This is a genomic window from Chryseobacterium antibioticum, from assembly GCF_012927325.1.
GTDB classification, from domain to species: domain Bacteria; phylum Bacteroidota; class Bacteroidia; order Flavobacteriales; family Weeksellaceae; genus Chryseobacterium; species Chryseobacterium antibioticum.
Genome location: NZ_JABBGI010000020.1, coordinates 52,906 through 72,404, shown reverse-complemented (window position 1 = coordinate 72,404; position 19,499 = coordinate 52,906). Strand labels below are relative to the sequence as shown.

At 37.2% G+C, this 19,499-nt stretch carries 14 protein-coding genes; 9 read left to right on the top strand and 5 right to left on the bottom strand.

Annotated features, from left to right (window positions below; translation table 11 throughout):
- Positions 1-106 precede the first annotated feature (106 nt).
- Genes HHL23_RS15725 through HHL23_RS15715 form a run of 3 tightly spaced genes read left to right on the top strand, consistent with a single transcriptional unit; the run spans position 107 to position 5,265 of the window.
- Entirely contained in the window at positions 107-1,336 is a 1,230-nt protein-coding gene (locus HHL23_RS15725; protein ID WP_169235742.1) for an MFS transporter, read from the top strand.
- Between the two features lie 2 nt (positions 1,337-1,338).
- Positions 1,339-2,817 (top strand): trehalase family glycosidase, encoded by a 1,479-nt coding sequence (locus HHL23_RS15720; protein WP_169235741.1) that lies wholly within the window; start codon positions 1,339-1,341, stop codon positions 2,815-2,817.
- A gap of 18 nt (positions 2,818-2,835) precedes the next feature.
- Complete coding sequence (locus HHL23_RS15715; RefSeq protein WP_169235740.1) at positions 2,836-5,265, top strand: TonB-dependent receptor; 2,430 nt, start codon at positions 2,836-2,838, stop codon at positions 5,263-5,265.
- 247 nt (positions 5,266-5,512) lie between these two features.
- On the opposite strand, the gene HHL23_RS15710 is transcribed toward HHL23_RS15715, so the two are convergent.
- The gene (locus tag HHL23_RS15710; RefSeq protein WP_169235739.1) at positions 5,513-6,151 is read right to left on the bottom strand and encodes an MBL fold metallo-hydrolase; all 639 of its coding nucleotides are present in this window, start codon (positions 6,149-6,151) and stop codon (positions 5,513-5,515) included.
- Between the two features lie 70 nt (positions 6,152-6,221).
- Between HHL23_RS15710 and HHL23_RS15705 the strand changes: the two genes are divergently transcribed.
- Positions 6,222-7,436, top strand: a complete 1,215-nt coding sequence (locus HHL23_RS15705) for a type IX secretion system plug protein (protein WP_169235738.1) — start codon at positions 6,222-6,224, stop codon at positions 7,434-7,436.
- 396 nt (positions 7,437-7,832) lie between these two features.
- Positions 7,833-9,785, top strand: coding sequence for a M4 family metallopeptidase (locus HHL23_RS15700; protein WP_169235737.1), 1,953 nt, complete (start codon positions 7,833-7,835; stop codon positions 9,783-9,785).
- Between the two features lie 70 nt (positions 9,786-9,855).
- Here HHL23_RS15700 and hemH read toward each other — a convergent pair whose 3' ends face one another.
- Both hemH and HHL23_RS15690 read right to left on the bottom strand, forming a co-directional pair.
- On the bottom strand, positions 9,856-10,902 hold the full coding sequence (gene hemH, locus HHL23_RS15695; protein WP_169235736.1) for a ferrochelatase: 1,047 nt from the start codon (positions 10,900-10,902) through the stop codon (positions 9,856-9,858).
- Positions 10,903-11,076: 174 nt separating this feature from the next.
- Positions 11,077-11,955, bottom strand: coding sequence for a NifU family protein (locus tag HHL23_RS15690; RefSeq protein WP_169235735.1), 879 nt, complete (start codon positions 11,953-11,955; stop codon positions 11,077-11,079).
- 175 nt (positions 11,956-12,130) lie between these two features.
- On the opposite strand from HHL23_RS15690, the gene HHL23_RS15685 reads away from it, so the two are divergent.
- On the top strand, positions 12,131-12,658 hold the full coding sequence (locus HHL23_RS15685; RefSeq protein ID WP_169235734.1) for a gamma carbonic anhydrase family protein: 528 nt from the start codon (positions 12,131-12,133) through the stop codon (positions 12,656-12,658).
- A 287-nt stretch (positions 12,659-12,945) separates the two neighbouring features.
- On the opposite strand, the gene HHL23_RS15680 is transcribed toward HHL23_RS15685, so the two are convergent.
- Positions 12,946-13,395, bottom strand: coding sequence for a hypothetical protein (locus HHL23_RS15680; protein ID WP_169235733.1), 450 nt, complete (start codon positions 13,393-13,395; stop codon positions 12,946-12,948).
- Between the two features lie 82 nt (positions 13,396-13,477).
- Between HHL23_RS15680 and HHL23_RS15675 the strand changes: the two genes are divergently transcribed.
- Entirely contained in the window at positions 13,478-15,604 is a 2,127-nt protein-coding gene (locus HHL23_RS15675; RefSeq protein ID WP_169235732.1) for a helix-turn-helix domain-containing protein, read from the top strand.
- A gap of 43 nt (positions 15,605-15,647) precedes the next feature.
- Here the strand turns inward: HHL23_RS15675 and HHL23_RS15670 are convergent, their stop codons facing one another.
- A complete protein-coding gene (locus HHL23_RS15670; RefSeq protein WP_169235731.1) occupies positions 15,648-16,487 on the bottom strand; it encodes a M12 family metallopeptidase in 840 nt (279 codons plus the stop codon).
- Positions 16,488-17,029: 542 nt separating this feature from the next.
- Here HHL23_RS15670 and HHL23_RS15665 point away from each other — a divergent pair.
- On the top strand, positions 17,030-18,034 hold the full coding sequence (locus tag HHL23_RS15665; RefSeq protein WP_169235730.1) for an LLM class flavin-dependent oxidoreductase: 1,005 nt from the start codon (positions 17,030-17,032) through the stop codon (positions 18,032-18,034).
- A gap of 67 nt (positions 18,035-18,101) precedes the next feature.
- On the top strand, positions 18,102-19,223 hold the full coding sequence (gene ribB, locus HHL23_RS15660; RefSeq protein WP_169235729.1) for a 3,4-dihydroxy-2-butanone-4-phosphate synthase: 1,122 nt from the start codon (positions 18,102-18,104) through the stop codon (positions 19,221-19,223).
- The last annotated feature ends 276 nt before the right edge of the window (positions 19,224-19,499 follow it).

Sequence of the window (19,499 nt, the reverse complement as noted above, 5' to 3'; positions counted from 1 at the left end):
ATCAATAAAAATACTAATTATATTAATATAGTTCAAATATTGATTTATTGTGTTAAATTAATGTTAAGTGAAATGCTTCTATCTTAGCCGACAAGAAATGATCTCCATGAAAAATTTCAATATTAAAGCTGTATTATTTTTAAATTATTTTGTTTTCGCGATTCTTTTGAATTCCGTGGGAACCGTTATTCTGCAGGTACAGCAGAACTTTGGAATTTCAAAATCTTCAGCCAGTATTCTGGAAGGGTTTAAGGATCTCCCAATCGCGATATGTTCATTTATTCTAGCTTCATTTCTACCTAAGATCGGGATCAAGAATTCAATGCTTATTGCCCTTTTCCTGGTGAGCTGTATGTGTTTTGTGATGCCTTTTGCCGATGATTTCTGGTTTTTTAAATTGCTATTTGCGATGGTAGGAATTTCATTTGCACTCATAAAGATCTCAGTTTTCACCTCCATCGGTCTTGTGACCAATACGGATAAGGAACATTCCAGCTTCATGGGGTTTCTGGAAGGATTTTTCATGATTGGGGTATTGGCAGGAAATGTCCTTTTCAGTTTATTCATAGATGACCATAATCCAAAATCTACCCAGTGGCTGAACGTATATTGGGTGCTGGGGACGCTTTCCGCACTGTCATTTTTGTTTTTATTCTTTTCAAAATTAAATGAAAGCGAAGCCAGAAGTGAGAAAACAGATTTGTTAGGCGATCTTAAAAACAGTATCAGTCTGTTCAGTTATAAAAAAGTATTGTTTTTCCTTTTGTGCGCCTTTTTATTTGTACTGGTAGAACAGAGCTTCCAGACATGGACCCCCACTTTTTACAAAGAAATTTTAAAACTTCCGACTTCAATGAGCATCCAGGCCGGAGCAGTTTTAGCCGGAGCTTTTGCACTGGGAAGATTTTTATCAGGCTTTTTCTCTAAAAAATTTAGCTGGATCTATGTGGTTTCTTTCTGTGTGATCGGCTTTGCAATCAGTATCATTCTGGTTCTGCCATTGACTCATAATGTTCAGATCGATGAAGGAACAGGCTGGTTTAATGCGCCTCTTGTCGTGTATTTATTTCCTTTAATGGGAGGTTTGCTGGCACCCATCTATCCAAGCATCAATTCTGTGATCCTGGCATCCATTCCAAAATATTTGCACAGTGCCATGTCCGGGTTGATTGTGGTCTTTTCGGCAATCGGAGGCACCATCGGTTCTATGATCACAGGCTTTGTCTTCCAGGAATTCAGCGGACAGCAGGCATTTTATCTTTCACTGATACCGCTTTCGCTGCTGATCATTTCGGCCATTTTCATGAGTAAATTAAAAATAAATCCTAAGAAATAATAATGAATAAACAGCTTTACATAAACGAAATCCAGGCTCTTTTTGATGATGTACAGAGAGCACAGATCTTTGAGGACCAAAAGATGATGACCGATGCCGTTCCCATGTTTCCTGTTTCGGAGATCAATGCGGAATATGAAAAGAAAAAAGGAAACGAAGGATTTAATTTGAAAGATTTTGTGCTGGCGAATTTTGATTTTCTGGGAGCGAAAATTTCAATCCGGAGGGAAGATCAGCTGCCTATTGAACAGCACATTGAAAAGCTTTGGGATGAACTGACCCGTACTGCTTATGAAGAAAAAGGAACGCTGTTGAAGCTTCCAAAACCCTATATTGTACCGGGAGGCCGTTTTAATGAGTTTTTCTATTGGGACAGCTACTTTATTATGCTTGGGCTGCAGGCATCGGGAAGAACAGAAATGATGGAAAATATTGTTGAAAACTGTTCTTATTTAATTCAGAATGTTGGCTTTGTTCCGAATGCGAGCAGAACTCATTTTCTGAGCCGTTCACAGCCACCTTACTTTTCGCTGATGCTGGATCTTATTTTTGAAACCACACACGACGAAAATATTTATACCCGATATCATGATACTTTAGAGAAAGAATATGCTTTCTGGATGAATGGGGAAGAGAGTCTGGATAATGATTCCAGTGCGAAAAGAGTAGCAAAAACCAAAGACGGAGATATCCTGAACCGTTATTATGATGCCGAAAATACACCCCGTCCTGAAAGTTATCTGATTGATATTGAAGATAGTGAAAATACAGGAGAAGAATTTTACAGAAATATTAGAAGCGCTTGCGAATCCGGCTGGGATTTTTCCAGCAGATGGTTTGCAGACGGAGAACATATACAGACAATAGAAACCTTGAACATCGCAGAAGTGGATCTGAACAGCCTTTTATGGCATTTGGAGAAAACACTTGCAAAATCTTCAGCGCTTCTGAATCTGACAGAGAAAGAAAATTATTTTACTCAAAGAGCAGCAAGACGCAGACAGATGATCAACACCTACTTTTGGGATGAAAACACTGAATGTTATAAAGATTATCATTTAAAAAAACACAAAAACACACCGTCTGAACATATTGCTGCTCTTTATCCATTATTTCTGGGACTGGCAGATCAGGCACAGGCAGAATCTGTGGCTAAAAATATCGCAGAGAAGTTCCTGTATCAGGGAGGTCTTGTGACTACTACAAAGAAAACCGGCCAGCAATGGGATCTTCCCAATGCATGGGCGCCCTATCAGTGGCTAGGTTTTAAAGCGATGAAGAATTACGGTTTCGATGAACTGGCTGAGGAAATAAAAAATAACTGGTGCAACAATGTGGAAAGGGTATACAGCAACACCGGAAAATTAATGGAAAAATACAACGCGTTAGACACTGAAACAATTGCGGGAGGCGGAGAATATCCGAATCAGGACGGATTCGGATGGACAAATGGGGTCTATCTCAAATTAAAACAAAACTAACTATATAAAAATCATGCTATGAAAAAAAGATCGATATTTTTAATGGCTGCCACCGCTACGCTTTACTTTAACAATGCGTATGCTCAGGAAACCCCTCAGGATTCAGTCAAAACGTCTTCTATAGACCAGATCGTTATCACCGGAAACTCCGGTCCAAAAAAGAAAATAGAATCCAGTACGGCTATCTCTACGTTTACGGCCAAAGAGATTCAGAAACAGAATCCTATCAGTGCTGCGGCTCTTTTACAGAGAGTTCCGGGGTTTGCTGTGGAAACTTCAGGAGGTGAAGTAGGAAACAACCTTTTCGCAAGAGGTATTCCTTCGGCAGGAGCTTACGAATTCGTGCAGGTTCAGGAAGACGGACTTCCGGTTTTTGAAGACGGAGCACTTCAGTTTGCCAATGCAGATAATTTTTTCCGTGTAGATAATTCGGTAAGCAGGCTGGAAGCTTTAAGAGGAGGTTCCGGGTCTATTTATGCAACCAATTCTCCGGGAGGTCTGATCAACTTTATTACTAAAGAAGGAAGTAACGACTTTAAAGGAACTGCTAAACTGGAAACCAGTACTTATGGGTTGATGCGTACAGATGTGAATGTAGGCGGTGCATTGGTTCAGGATAAACTTTTCTTTAACGTAGGCGGATTCTACAGAACGGATAATGGAATCAGAAAAACAGGTTTCAGAGCCAACAACGGCGGGCAGATCAGAATGAATCTTAAATATGTCTTTGATAAAGGTTATGCTAAAGTATATTACAAAAAATTAGACGATAGAAATACTTTTTTCCTTCCGATTCCTTTAACTCAAAACGGAAATGATTTGAAAGAATTTCCGGGTTTTGATGCTAATTACGGAACTTACAGTTACAGAACCATCAGCCAGCTCAATATTCCTCAGGCCGGAGGCGGTTTTTTCAGCAGAAATCTGGAAGACGGTATTCATCCGAAAGTTGATGTTTTAGGGGCCGAATTCAAATATGATCTTGGAAATAACTTCTCTGTTTTAAATAAAACAAGGTATACCAATATCAATATGAATTATACAGGGATTTTCCCTGCAGGAGGTCCTGCCACAGCAGGTCAATTTGCGAAAGATAATGGAATCACAGGAAACAATTATCAATATTCGTTAGTAAGCAGCGGAGCGATTGTAAACCCTGCTTTTGTTCAGGAACTGGGCTTCTGGGCTATTGATAAGCAGATGAACAATTTTGTGAACGACTTACAGTTGAATTATAAATTTGACAAAGGAAATGTGACTGCAGGTTTCTACAAATCCAACTGGAAATCGCATCAGAACTGGAACTGGAGCAATATTCTGGCAACAGCATCAGATAAGCCGGAACTTCTTAACCTGGTTGATACTTCTCTCACTCCAAATTCTACAGGCTATTCTAAAACGTATAACGGAGTTACAGATATGTCTTTCCTGTTGAGAGACTCTCAGGTTCAGGGAAGTTTGAATGATCTTTATGCCAACTTAGATTATAACATTACAGATAATTTGAGTATCAATGCGGGACTTCGTTATAGCCGTGATTTCTACAAGGGATATTCGGTAAATACCACAACGGCCAATCTGAATAATTCTGGCTTAACTACTGATGGTATGCATAGCTTCAATACGACAACTGCGGATGATAACATGAGTGTTTTAGGAAACAAATATAACTACTGGAGTTATGATATTGATAAGCTTTCCTATACTTTGGCTACCAACTATAAAATTAATAAAGAAAACGCTGTTTATGCACGTTTCTCTCACGGATTCAGATCTCCAAATGAGGAGGCATATTATAATTATTTCACCACCCCTAATCCGGACCAGCCTTTAAAACCGGTATTAACCAATCAGGTAGAATTGGGGTATAAATATTACTCCCGTACATTTGATATTGCGGTGATCCCTTTTTATTCAACACTTAAAAATCTGTCATTTACAGATGTGTTTTCTAACGGAACTTCAGAAAATACTTTTGCCAATACCAAAAATTATGGAGTTGAGCTGGAAGGATATGCAAGATTGTTTAACAATATGCTAGAGCTTACTTTCAACGGAACCATTCAAAATCCAAAATACAGCGGATTGGAAGAAGGAAGTCTTTTGGAAGGAAATGTGGTAAGAAGAATGCCAAAGGTATATTTTAATATTTCACCAGCTGTAAATATTACCAAACAGTGGAGAACATATGTAAGCTATAACTACTATGGAAAACGTTTCCAGGACCAGTTGAATGTTCAGACTTTACCGTCATTCAGCGAATTTGGAGCCGGAACTTCTTATCAGTTGGGAAAAATCCGTTTTGCTGTTGATGGAACCAATATCTTTAATACGATCGGTATTACAGAAGGCGATCCAAGAGCTGGTTCTCCAACCGGAGACGGAACTATTATGGCAAGACCAATTATGGGAGCAGCCGTAAGAGCATCTATCACACTCGATTTTTAAACTTATATTTATTTTCTTCATAAAAAAACCGTCAGAATCTTTTCTGGCGGTTTTGATTTTTTGTCGAAAAGAACGGAGAGGTAAAAGCCAGGAATCAAGACTTCAGACATGAGATCATAGACTTCAGACTTTTTCCCGGTGAATTTTAGCAAATGATAAAAGTTTCAGGATTCACGGTTGGAACTAGCAACTGTCAACCAGCAACTTAATCCCCACTCTAATACTCTCAAACTCCGGGAACCCGAAACTATTTAAAAAACGGATTATACTGCTTCTCAAAGCCTATTGTTGTAGGATTACCGTGGCCTGAGAAAACCTGAGTTTCATCATCCAGAATAAATAATTTGTTGGTAATACCATCGATCAGTAACTCATGGTTTCCTTTGTAAAGATCGGTTCTTCCGATGCTTCCTTCAAAAAGAACATCTCCTGAAATCATAAATTTCTGGTCTTCATGATGGTAAACCACACTTCCCGGTGAATGTCCCGGAACATGGTAAATTTTAAATTTTTCTCCATCCAGGTCAAGAACTTCATCTTCATTAATATAAGTGATATCTGCTTTTACAGGATTAACAGAGAATCCGAATCGCATTCCGCTGGCCTGAAGCATATCCAGTACTTCCTGGTCGTCCTGATGCATATGGACAGGTACTTTAAAGGTGTCGAAAGCCCACTGCAACCCTAAAACATGATCGATATGAGCATGGGTTAAAAGGATCTTCTGAATCATCAGTCCGTTTTCAGAAATAAAGCTCTCTATAGCTTTGGTTTCCTGCTCATTCATATTTCCCGGATCAATCAGCCAGGCGTTTTTATTTTCGTTGTAAAGAATATACGTGTTTTCACTGGCAAAATTAAATACGAAGCCTTGGATCTGAAGCATAACTGATTTTTTTTGTTTCAAAAGTACGATATTATTAAGAAAATCCCGATTTTTCGTTATCTTCGTCATAATGAAAACTTTGCGAATACTTTTACTTTCTTTGGGCGGACTGGTTTTTGGACAGAATATCCAAAGCATCCAGCTTTTTAATCCTCAGACGAACGATGAAACGCCTGTGATCAGGTTTGGGGAACAGTTGGTTTTAAGCTTTGATGACCTTACCAATGCCAGTGAAATCTATCGATACACCATCAAGCATTACGACAGAAACTGGAACGATGACAACCTATTTTTTACAGAAATTGCAACGGGAAGCCTAAACGGGCTTTTAGATCAGTTTCAATATTCTTTTAATACGTTGCAGCCTTACACACACTATAAGCTTACCTTTCCGAACGATAAAATCCAGCCGAAAATTTCAGGAAATTTTGAGTTGATCGTTTATAAAGATTCTGCAGACAAACCTCTTTTCAAAAGACGTTTTTATCTGGTAGAAGATGCTGCCACTGTTGCTTTAAATATTTCAAGGATTGCAGATGCCAAAAATCCGAATGTGAATCAGAGAGTGGAAGTAAAAGCGACTTCAAAAGCAGGAGACCTTTCTTCTAATGTCAATTCTATGACTTTGAATGTGATGCAGAACAACAATCCTAATGTGGTGGTTAATACTCTTAAACCCAGTGCGACTTTAGGAAACCAACTGCTTTTTCAACAGATGAACTTAACATTTCCGGGCAATAACGAATTCTATTATTTTGATAACAAGAATATGAATATGGCCGCAGACATGGTGAGAGCTACAGAACTGAAGGATGGTATTAATCAGACTTATCTGCATCCGGTATGGGCTTTTCCACTCAATTATCAGTACCAGCCAGACGTTAACGGAGCATGGTATTACAGAAGAAATGATCTGGGATTGGAAAGAAATGCTGAAAGAGAAGCTGATTATTCCTGGGTCCATTTTTCATTGGATTCGGATCCTGTGGATAAAGAAATTTATGTAATGGGAGGTTTTAATAATTTTAAAGCGGGTAAAGAAAATCTGATGCAGTATGATGCAGCCAATAAAAGGTACGTAGCCAGAATATTTCTAAAGCAGGGTTTTTACAACTATATCCTCGCGACAAAAGAAGGTGACGGATCTCTGAATTTCGGAGAAATAAATGGTAATTTCTGGCAGACTGAAAACCTATATCAGGCATTTCTATATTATGCTCCTTTCGGACGTAATTATGACGGACTGATGGGATATGGTGAATTCAGAACACCAATTGGGAAATAATATTGAATAAATTACCCCTTTTTTTGTAGACTATTCATAGAAATAACAAATTACTTAAAATAAAATACGATATAGAAAAACCATCTCTCATGAGATGGTTTTTTTTTTGAAACTATGATGAATACATAATTTGAGAGAATGTCAGAGGATTTATAAGACAATCAAGTATTATGCTTAGCATATTGAAAAAAATATTTCATAAAATGTTGAATTGTGTAAAAAATATTAGTCTATAATTTTTGTAGGAATAAAATTGTTTTTAATTAATTACAATGTTTTTAAAAAAAAATTAAATTTAAAACAATTGTTCTATTTGTTTTTTAAGTTTTATTTATTGATTCCGCTTTTTTTTTACAAAAAAAATATAAATTCGTTTCACATTAAACAAAAATTTTTATGAAAACAAAATTTATCTTAGCAGTAAGCGTTGCCGCTTTCTCCTTTTCTTTTGGACAAGAAACTCCATCAAAACTAATCTCTGGTAAAAACGGACTTCATGCAGAACTTATCAGGTTCGACAAAAACGGACCGGATTTTAAGGGACAGCCTGTTTTATTTGATGAAACAACTAAAAGAGTTTCACAGGGACAAGGTTTAAGACTAGGTTCAGAAAAAGATGCACTTGGTTTTGAAACCCACAGATTCCAGCAGACAATTAATAATATTCCTGTAGAATACGGAATGATGGCAGTGCAAACAAAAGGGGGCAAAGTAGTAGGGGAAACCGGAAAATGGATCCTTAAAACACCTGCATCTGCAGAAAAAAAACCGGCTATTTCTGAAAGTATTGCATTGCAGAGTGCTTTATCTTTTGTAGGGGCTGATTCTTATAAATGGCAGAACAAAGAAGAAGAGGAATTCCTTAAAAACGAATCTAAAAATCCTAATGCAACTTTTGCTCCAAAAGGAGAATTGGTGTACTATTCAGATCCTTCTGATGAAAAGCTGACCGATCTGAAGCTTGCTTACAAATTTGATATCTATGCAGAAAAACCATTAAGCAGACAATACGTTTTCGTAGATGCTAAAAATGGCGCAGTTTTAGGAACTGATGCATTGATTCACGAAACCAATGCTCCCGGAACTGCTACAACTGCTTATAGTGGAAACAGATCTATAGTGGCAGATTCATACAATGGAAGCTACAGATTAAGAGAAACAGGAAGAAATACCGGCACAGCTGTAGAAACTTACAACCTGAAAAAAGGAACCAATTATTCGAGGGCAGTAGACTTTACAGATACTGATAACAACTGGAACAACGTAAACACCAGTAAAGATCAATATGCTACTGATGCCCACTGGGGAGCTGAAATGACCTTAGATTATCTTTATACAAAATTTGGCAGAAAGAGTATAGACAATAATAATTTTGCCATAAAATCTTACGTACATTACTCAACCAACTATTTTAATGCTTTTTGGGATGGTTCCAGAATGACTTATGGAGATGGAAGCTCAACAAACGGAAATAAACCGTTAACGGCATTAGATGTTTGTGGTCACGAAATTACCCATGGTATGACCTCAAAAACAGCCAATCTGGCTTATCAAAGAGAATCAGGAGCATTGAATGAAGGTTTTTCTGATATTTTCGGAAACAGTATAGAACTTTGGGCAAGACCTACTCAGGCAAGCTGGAAGTTAGGGGAAGACTTTAGTTATGTGATCAGAGATATGGCTAATCCTAATGCTTACAGCCAGCCTGATACTTACAAAGGAACATACTGGAAAGATGCAACTACTACAGGCTGTGCAGTACCGGGACAAACTACCAATGATTATTGTGGAGTTCATACGAACTCGGGAGTACTTAATTTCTGGTATTATCTATTAGTAACCGGAGGTTCTGGTACAAATGATAATGGTTTTGCTTATAATGTTACGGGAATCGGCTTAGATAAGGCAGCGGCAATTGCTTATAGAACACTAACGACTTATCTTACTTCTTCTTCTACGTATGCCAACGCAAGAACTTCTTCTCTTCAGGCAGCGGCAGATCTATACGGAGCTGGCGGAGTTGAAGTTACTCAGGTAACCAATGCATGGAATGCAGTAGGTGTTGGCGGAGGAACTTCTGTTGCAGGAAAAATGGCTGCTCCTGATGCTTCACTTTACACCATCAGCCCAAATCCAGCTACCGACAAATTTACTGTTGAATTTGAAGGAAAAGAAGGAAACGGAATTGTTGAATTAGTGAGCCTGACAGGAAAAAGAGAGCTTTCTGAAAAGATCAAGATTACCAACGGTAACAATAAAGTAGATGTTCGGTTACCTTCTAATATCCTTTCAGGAGTATACGTAGTAACGGTTAACGGACAAAAAGCAGGAAACCTGATCAAGAAATAAATTTTAAGATATCTTAAAAAGGGGCACAAAATTAATTTTGTGCCCCTTTTTGTTTTATGTATTGACGAAGTTATACCAAATAAAAATCACTTAGTTTTTCTTCACAAAGTATTTTTACCACATCGATCCATCGGTCTTCATCGTTCAGGCACGGAATATAGTGGAAGTTTTCACCGCCTCCATGCTGAAACTGCTCTTTACCTTCTACTGAAATTTCTTCCAGAGTTTCAAGACAATCGGAAACAAAAGCCGGGCATACAACTGCCAGATTTTTTACTCCTTTTTTAGGAATCGTTTCTAAAGTCTCATCTGTATAAGGTTCAATCCATTTGTCATTTCCCAATCTTGACTGGAAAGAAACAATGGTTTTCTCTTTGGGAAGATTTAATTTTTCAATAACAAGGCTGGTCGTTTTATAACATTGATGACGGTAACAAAACTTATGGCTTGGATTGCTGTCTCTTGAGCAGCAGTCATTAAGATTACAAGTATTGGTAGGATCTGTTTTGTAGATATGCCTTTCCGGAACACCGTGATAAGAAAACTGCAGCGCATCAAAATTTTCAGGAAGTTTTTCCCTGATACTTTCTGCCAGACAGTTGATATAAATATCTCTGTTGTAAAAAGGCTGGATATAATTAATCTTTACCTTCGGAAACTTCTTTTTTCTTACCTCTTCAGCTTTTTCAATGACTGTTTCCGTTGTACTCATAGCATATTGCGGATACAAAGGAAAAAGAACAATCTCGGAAACTCCCTGATCAACTAATTTCTGAATTCCTGCTTCAATGCTGGGTTGAGCATATCTCATTCCGATTTCTACAGGAACATCAACAATTTTCTGAAGTTTCTTCTGAATTTTTTGAGTGATGACAATTAAAGGCGAACCTTCATCCGTCCATACTGTTTTATAAGCTTCTGCAGATTTTGCAGGTCTTGTTTTAAGAATAATTCCCTGAACTAACAGTGCCCGGAAAAACCAACGGTAATCAATCACCCTTTCATCCATGAGAAATTCGTCAAGATACTCCTTTACATCATTTACCGCCGTTGATCTTGGTGATCCCAGATTGACTAATAAAATTCCTTTCTTTGGCTGGAGGGATTCTTTCTGCAAAACTTTCTTTTTTTAATTATAATTTCAATTGATAGGGTATGGGTATAGATGCCAGATATCAGATATGAGATCAGAGACATGAGACTTTTTAAAGTAAGGCTAGAAACCAGCAACTGTCAACCAGTAACTAAACTCCCAAATCTAATACTCTCAAACACCAAAACTCAAAACCAGCTACCCATTTACCGCTTCCACTTTCTCAACCAGATCAGGAACGAATTGTTTTAAAATATTTTCAATACCGTTTTTCAAAGTAGCAGTAGAGCTTGGACATCCTGAACAAGCACCCTGTAAAAGCATTTTTGCGGTTTTGCTTTCCTGATCATATTCCATCAGCGAAATTTTTCCACCGTCATTTTCTACTGCAGGAGCTACATATTCATTTAAGATATCTGAAATTTTCTGCTCATCGTCTGTATATTCTCTGTTGATGATCTTTTCAACAGGGCTTTCATGATTCTGAGGTTCAATATTTGAAATCTCACCACCATTTTGAAGGTATTCCGCGATAAGACCTCTTACAGCCATCATGACCTGATGCCATTCTACAGAATCATCTCTTGTCACGGCAACAAAATTATCAGAAATAAAAATTTCTTTAGCGAAATCAAATTCCTTAAAGATCGCTTGTGCTAAAGGAACTCCGTCTGCAGCCTCTCTTGATTTTACTTCCACAAAACCGTCAATAAGCATTTTGCTGGAAACAAATTTCATGGCATTCGGATTAGGAGTCATCTCTGCATAGATCTGATACATCTCTTTCTTTTTCTGAAGGTAAATTCTCGGATTAGCCAATAATTCATCCTCAATAACATTTTTAAGGCTGTCAGCCACATGTTCCCATTCTATTGTATCCTGCTTTGCTATCGCTACAAAATTAGCAGTAATGAAAATTCTTTCGACAAAAGGATAGTTGAAAAGTTCCTGAGCTAAAGGAATTTCTGAAATATCTGAACTTCTGTCCAACTCTAAAGATCCCGGGATCAGGTTATAATCCGCGACAAATTTCATCACTTTCGGGTTTTCAGTTGGTTCTATAAGTATCGTACGCATTTTTTCGTTAAATTTGAGATACAAAAATACGCAATTAGAAATTAGAAGTCAGAGATTAGAAATTAGATTTTTGCTATCACACTCATTTAGAAATAAAAATTCAGAAGTTGGAAATGAGTGGGAGCAGAAGTATAATCTTTAAATGAACTCATTTTCAAATCATCAAATTAAAGCTATGGCAATTGTAAAAGAACTTTTAGGAAAAAAACCTCAGATAGGAGAGGATACTTTTTTAGCAGAAACGGCCACCATTATCGGGGACGTTATCATGGGAAAGAACTGCAGTATCTGGTATAATGCAGTAATCAGAGGAGATGTAAACTACATCAAAATGGGCGACAAAGTAAATGTTCAGGACAATGCCATGCTGCACTGTACCTATCAGAAATATCCTTTAATTCTTGGAAATAATGTTTCCATAGGCCACAATGCGATTGTCCATGGATGTACCATCAAAGACAATGTACTGATTGGCATGGGAGCAATTGTAATGGATGACTGTCTGGTAGAAGAAAATTCTATTGTAGGTGCAGGTTCTGTGGTAACACAGGGAACTCATATCAAGTCAGGAGAAGTTTGGGGAGGAGTTCCGGCAAAAAAAATTAAAGATATTTCTGCCCAGTTGCTGGAAGGCGAAGTCAACAGAATCGCTGATAATTATGTAAAATATTCTTCATGGTATAAGGAGAATCTTGAAGTTTGAGAGTAGGAGAGTTTTAGAGTATTAGAGTTGGGAGTTTAGTTACTGGTAGACAGTTGCTAGTTTTTAACTTACTATAAAGGTCTCATGTCTAATATCTGATGTCTAACATCTTGATTCTTGGCTCTTGTTTCTTGGCTCTACTCACCTTCACTTACGAAGTAAAATTCACAAAATAGTAAAAGCTCCATCAAATTGATAGAGCTTTTTTTATCCTTAGTATCAACTCCTGAGTGAGTTTTTGTTGATGATTCAACGGAATATATAACCTTTGCTTCGATTTTTTCTTTTTATTGTTCTGCCATTATCAGCATTGCTTTTCCAGCGATACACTTGATAGAAGTTGGTGGTATGAGCATCATACAGTCAGAAGTAATATTGTACTTCTCGTTGAAGGTTTTTACTTTCTGTGTATAATCTTCAATTCTTGGTAATAGCGTAGTCTCAATTTTTTTAGGATATGCGACATATTGCTGAGGTCCTCCACAAGCTTTGGCTCCCATCGGGGCAAATGTCCATTCCGAGGCATCAGTACATTTTTCTTTCAATGCCTCAGACTCAATGGATGCTTTTATCTTATCCAGTTGGGCCTGCTCATATTTCTGACTGTCCTCATCGGCTGGTCTTTCTGAGATATCTTTAGGAAGATTGGTATTGAGATTCTTGGATGTATTACATGAAACTACGGTAAGTGTAGTGCATAATGCTAGTAATGGAATATTGATGAAAAATTTTTTCATTATAATTTCTTTTCTGTTAAAGAATTTTCAAAAGTTATGCCAAGGTAACAAATTCAAATTCATTTTGCGTAATTTTGGAGCGATGAACAATCATTTTTTTGACTTAATAGAGCATACGAACAGAAGTGTTTTTCTTACGGGAAAAGCAGGAACCGGAAAAACAACCTTCCTTAATGACTTTGTAAAGAAGACAAGGAAAAAGTATATTGTAGTAGCTCCTACGGGAATTGCCGCGATCAATGCAGGAGGAGTAACAATCCATTCTATGTTTGGTTTGCCTTTAAGGACTTTTTTACCGACTACGGACCGTATTGATGGAAGTTTGGCGAATAATATTGCCGATCTGATGCCCCATTTCAAATACAGAAAAGATAAGCTTAAACTTTTAAGAGAAGTGGAGGTCCTGATTATTGATGAGGTTTCCATGCTGAGGGCCGATGTTCTTGATATGATGGACTTTTCTCTGAGGTTTATCAGAAGGAATAATCAGCGATTTGGCGGGGTTCAGATGTTGTTCATTGGAGATTTGTATCAGCTTCCTCCCGTTGTAAGGGACGAACATATTTTAAAGATTTGCTACCAGTCTCCTTTCTTTTTCGATAGTCATGCTGTTAAAGAGATTCCGCTGCTGACTATTGAACTGACTAAAGTGTACAGACAATCGGATGAGAAATTTCTGGATATTCTAAACGCGATTCGTGACGGAGATGTAGCGAATATTAATTTTGATGTGCTGAACGAAAGATATGATCCTGATTTTAAAGCAGGAACGGATTCCTACGTTTATCTGTGTTCGCACAATCGAATGGCCGATGAGATCAACCAGCAAAAGCTGGAAGAAATTGACCTGACAGTGAAAACCTATGAAGCTAAACTTTTTGGTGATTTCAAGGAAAACCAGTTTCCCAATGAACAATTTTTAGAATTGAAAGTAGGGGCACAGGTGATGTTCATCAGAAATGATATTACCGGAGAGAAAAAATATTTCAACGGAAAGTTGGGTGAAATCATGTCACTTGATGATAACGAAATCAAAGTCGTTCTCGATGGAAGCGAAAGAGAAATTGTGGTGAAAAGGGAAGTGTGGGAACAGAAAAAATATTTCCTCGACACTGAAAAAAATATCAAAGAAGAAGTGCTCGGAAGCTTCGAACAGTTCCCGATCAAGCTTGCGTGGGCGGTTACCATTCACAAAAGTCAGGGATTAACGTTTGACAATGTTATTATTGATGCAGGAAAAAGCTTTACAGCAGGACAGGTTTATGTAGCCTTGTCAAGATGCCGTACTTTGGAAGGAATTGTTTTAAAATCCAAAATTACACCGGAGGTTATTTTTAAGGATAACAGAATTCTGCAATTCCAGGGGAATACTTTTGCCAATGACAATGTAGAAGCTATCCTGAACCGTGAAAAATATGATTACAGCATCAGGAAAGTCCTCCGTACAGTCAACTGTCTGTGGTTTCTGCATGAAGTGGAAGAATGGAATAAACTTTCAATAACCACGAAAAGTATCGATCATGTAAAAACCAATCAGCTTTATCTTCAGCTGAAACATGAAATTGTTAATCTTGGAAAAATTTTCGAAAAACTGGAAAGGGTTATTTCACAAAAGGTTAATAATTTTATTGAGAACAAAGAAGAATGGTCTGAAATTGAAGGTAAAACGAAAGGGGCAGTTAATTTTTTTTTTACGGAAATCAGGGATAAAGTGTTCAATCCGTTGAAAGAATTTTATGCTGAAATTAAAGGGACAAAAGGCTTAAAACAGTATAATGAAGAATTCAGGGAATGGCTGGAAGATACAGAAGAATACCTGAACAGTCTGAAAGAGGCTCATTTATTGGAAACGAAGCTTTTAGATGAAAAAAATGATAAAGAAATCAATTTAAAAATTGCAAAAGTTCCTTCGCAGGTCCTGACCTTCCAGCTATTTGAACAAGGAAAAACCATCGGTGAAATTGCAATGGAAAGAGGTTTGGTAAAAGAAACCGTGATCGGGCATTTAGCGAAATTTGCAGAGCAGGGATTGCTGGATATTTCAAGAGTCATCACTTCTGATAAGATCAAAGCATTTGAAGACCAGTTCTACAAAAATCCACACGAAACCTTAACGGAATGGAAGAATGCATTGCCCAACGATTTTGAATTTAACGAGATCAGGATTTTGATCAATCATTATACTTTTAAAAAGGAAAAGAATTCATAAAATTCTTTTCCTTAGTTGTATTGTAAGCCTTTTAGACTGGAAATTATGGATACATCGTATTGATTGTATTAATATCTCCGGTTGTAAAGCCGGTTCTATTGTAGGTAAAGTTGGTATTGTTTGCTCTCTTAATAGTAGGTTGCCCATTTTTAGAATAGGAATTTGGCCAATACATCATCACTGAATTAATGTTGAAAGGACCTATATCCGTTCCTGAATTATACATATTGAAATTATAAGCCTGCCCATCCTGAATGTTGTTCCACTGGATACTAACATATTGATCTCTGTCTTTACGCGCATGTTCGTGATAAAGCCCTACGGTATGTCCCATTTCGTGAATTACCGATCCTACAGAAATATATTGATCCAAAGAAATATTCTGCCTTCCACCCTGGAATCCTATATGAGCCCATCCATCTGATCCGGATGAACTTCCGAAAATAAATTCCACATAGTTCGTTTGATTGGTACGGGGAATCCATTGGGTGTTGGTTTTAGTATTATACTCATTAACTGCGCTGGTAATTTTATTTGCATTTATAGAACCCATGTTACTGGCAACAGTATAGTAAATTTTACCTCCCGGCCATCTTGAAAAGCTGGCGCCTCCTTTAGAATTATCTCCCACTAACTGTTTGTCGGATAGTACAATATCCCCCTGGAAAAAGTTCATTCCATCTTTTCTCTCATAAGTAATAGTCTGGCCTTCCAATTGTCCCTTTTTAATGCTCTCAGCATGAAGGGTTGTTGTGTGGGCTTCTGTCATCATCTCTTCATTATTTTTATTACAAGATGCTAAAGTAGCGGCAATAATAAAGCTTATAAAGACAGTTCTTTTTGTCAGTATTTTCTGAAATAGGTTATTAGATTTTTTGTTCATGATAATATTTTTTATTGGTGTTAAAATTTAGTCTATTTTTTATATACGAATATAGTATTTTATTTCACTTATTAATGAATTATTAATGTTAAAATATTTTTTTTAATAATTAATAAGCTTTGCTTTAATATTTTAAAGGAAAGCTATGGAAATTGAGGTGAACTTGTTTTGGTTTTATTGTCCAGTTGCACGAAAGATAATGGAGGCGTATGAAAAATAGAAGATAGTGGAGATTTTTCAATTTTTTTACACCAATAATCTGTCTTAGGTATATAAGAATTCATCCGAAAAGAATGCAACAGATACTACAGCAGTAATTTTTTTTCCTTATCCTATTTCCTGAAATTCATTTACGAAAGATATAATTAAGATTTAAAATTTTTCAATAGTTTTTGCCTGAACTAGGCGATCAGACTTATCAATTACAAAAAGTAACTAATGCAATTTTATTGGTTTAAATTTGTTTGGTTTTTAGAACCTAAAATTTAAAATAATGAAATTGAAAGGAGATTCTATGTCACCTTTAAAATAAACATCTCGATATGAAAAATTTTGAAATATCGGTGCTGGATCTTGCTCCCGTAAAGCAAGGGAAAAGCATTCACGATACCTTTCAGGACAGTTTATCTTTAGCAAACCATACTGAAAATTTAAATTATAAAAGATTCTGGCTTGCCGAGCATCACAATATGGAAAGCATTGCCAGTTCTGCGACCTCTGTTCTGATCGGCTTTATTGCCAACGGAACGAAAACAATAAGAGTGGGATCAGGAGGAATTATGCTTCCCAACCACAGTTCTCTTATCATCGCCGAACAGTTCGGAACCCTGGAATCTCTTTTTCCGGGGAGAATAGATCTTGGTCTGGGAAGAGCTCCCGGAACTGATGGTCTTACCGCTCAGGCCCTGGGAAGAAATCCTGCGATCATCAACCAACAGTTTCCAAGACAGATCTTAGAACTGCAGACGTATTTTTCAAAAGAAAATTCTGATGCTTTGGTCCGTGCGATTCCGGGTGAAGGTCTGGATATTCCACTGTATATGCTGGGATCCAGTACAGACAGTGCATGGCTGGCTGCAGAACTTGGGCTTCCCTATGCTTTTGCAGGACATTTTGCTCCCGAGCAGATGGAAATGGCGTTTAAAATTTACAGAGAACATTTTCAGCCTTCAAAACAGTTGGAGCAACCTTATATCATGGCCTGTGTTAATGGTGTGGCAGCAGAAACTTCAGAAGAGGCTCACAAAATTTCCACTACTTTGTTCCAGGCATTCATCAATATTGTAAGGAATGACCGTAAACCTTTTGCACCACCGGTAGATGATATGGATGATATCTGGTCTCCCATGGAAAAATCCATGGTGCTTCAGAAACTAAGATATACGTTTATAGGAGATCAGGCAGAAATTGAAGAAAAGATGAAAGATTTTCAGGGAAAATTCAATGTAGATGAATTAATTATCAATTCACATATCTACGATCATCAGAAAAGACTGAGATCTTATGAAATTTTCAGAGAGGCAGCAAACTCTTTATCCAAAGCCTAACAAACCCTCTATATTAATTGGCAGATGCTTATTTTTATAAGTATCTTTGCACAAATAAAAAGTAAACATGTCTGATATTAAATTAAATACTATTCCAGAGGCTATTGAAGACCTTAAAAATGGTAAAATAATCATAGTAGTAGATGATGAAGACAGAGAAAATGAAGGAGATTTTCTTTGCGCTGCAGAATTGACAACGCCAGAAATTATCAATTTTATGGCACTCCACGGAAGAGGACTTATATGTATGCCGCTTCCTGAAAAAAGATGTGACGAGCTTGGTCTTGAAGTAATGGTAAGCAGAAGCAGTGATCCTAAGGAGACCGCTTTTACCGTTTCTGTTGACCTTCTTGGAAACGGAACTTCTACAGGTATTTCCGCCGGTGACAGAGCAAAAACAATTTTAGCTTTGATGGATGAAAAATCCAAACCTACAGATTTCATGAGACCCGGACATATTTTCCCGCTTCGTGCAAGAAAAGGAGGCGTTTTAAAAAGAGCTGGACATACGGAAGCTGCCATTGATCTTACTCAGTTAGCTGGTTTAAAAGAAGGAGGTGTGATCTGTGAAATAATGAATGATGACGGGACTATGTCACGTTTGCCTGAGCTTCACGTTTTCGCTCAAAAGCATGATATGAAGATTGTTTCTATTGAAGATCTGATTCATTATCAGCTTAAAAAAGGAAACCTTATCGAAAGACTGGAAGAAAGAAAAGTAAAAACAGCCTATGGTGAGTTTGATTTTTATGCTTTCAGAGAAACATCTAACGACCAGATCCATTTTGCATTAACGAAAGGAGCATGGACAGTTGATGAACCTGTTTTGGTAAGAGTTCAGTCTTCAGATTCTTATTTTGATGTATTGACAAGACTTAACAACGGTGAAAAACCTTTATTGGAAAAAGTAACCCATATGGTGAATGAAGCAGGGAAAGGAGCCGTTATTTTCATCAATAACGTTTCAAATTCTGAGAATACACTGAGAAAACTTCAGCAGTTTCTGAATTATCAGGACGGGCAGGAGCAGCATCCTACATTGGCATACAATTACAGAGATTACGGTATCGGAACACAGATCCTGAAGAATCTGGGAATCAATAAATTCAAGGTGATCACGCAGAACCCTAATATCAAGCCTCAGGTTGGAGGATATGATGTAGAGGTGACCGAGCTGGTTCAGCTTTAAATGTGAATTGTGAATGATCAATTGTTAATTAACATGATCATTTTATAAATAATTTCAAGATAAAAGGTTTAGAATTTTTCTAAACCTTTTTTATTTTTAAACTGTGACAGAGCTTTTAATAAGTCAATGATGAATTTTGCTTCGCAAGTGAATGGTGAATGGGAGAATCAGGATATGATAACCGAGAATTAAGATGCCAGATTTCAGACATCGGATTTCAGGTCAGAGATATTAGACTTTTTTATATTGAGTCTCGGAACCAGCAACTGTCAACCA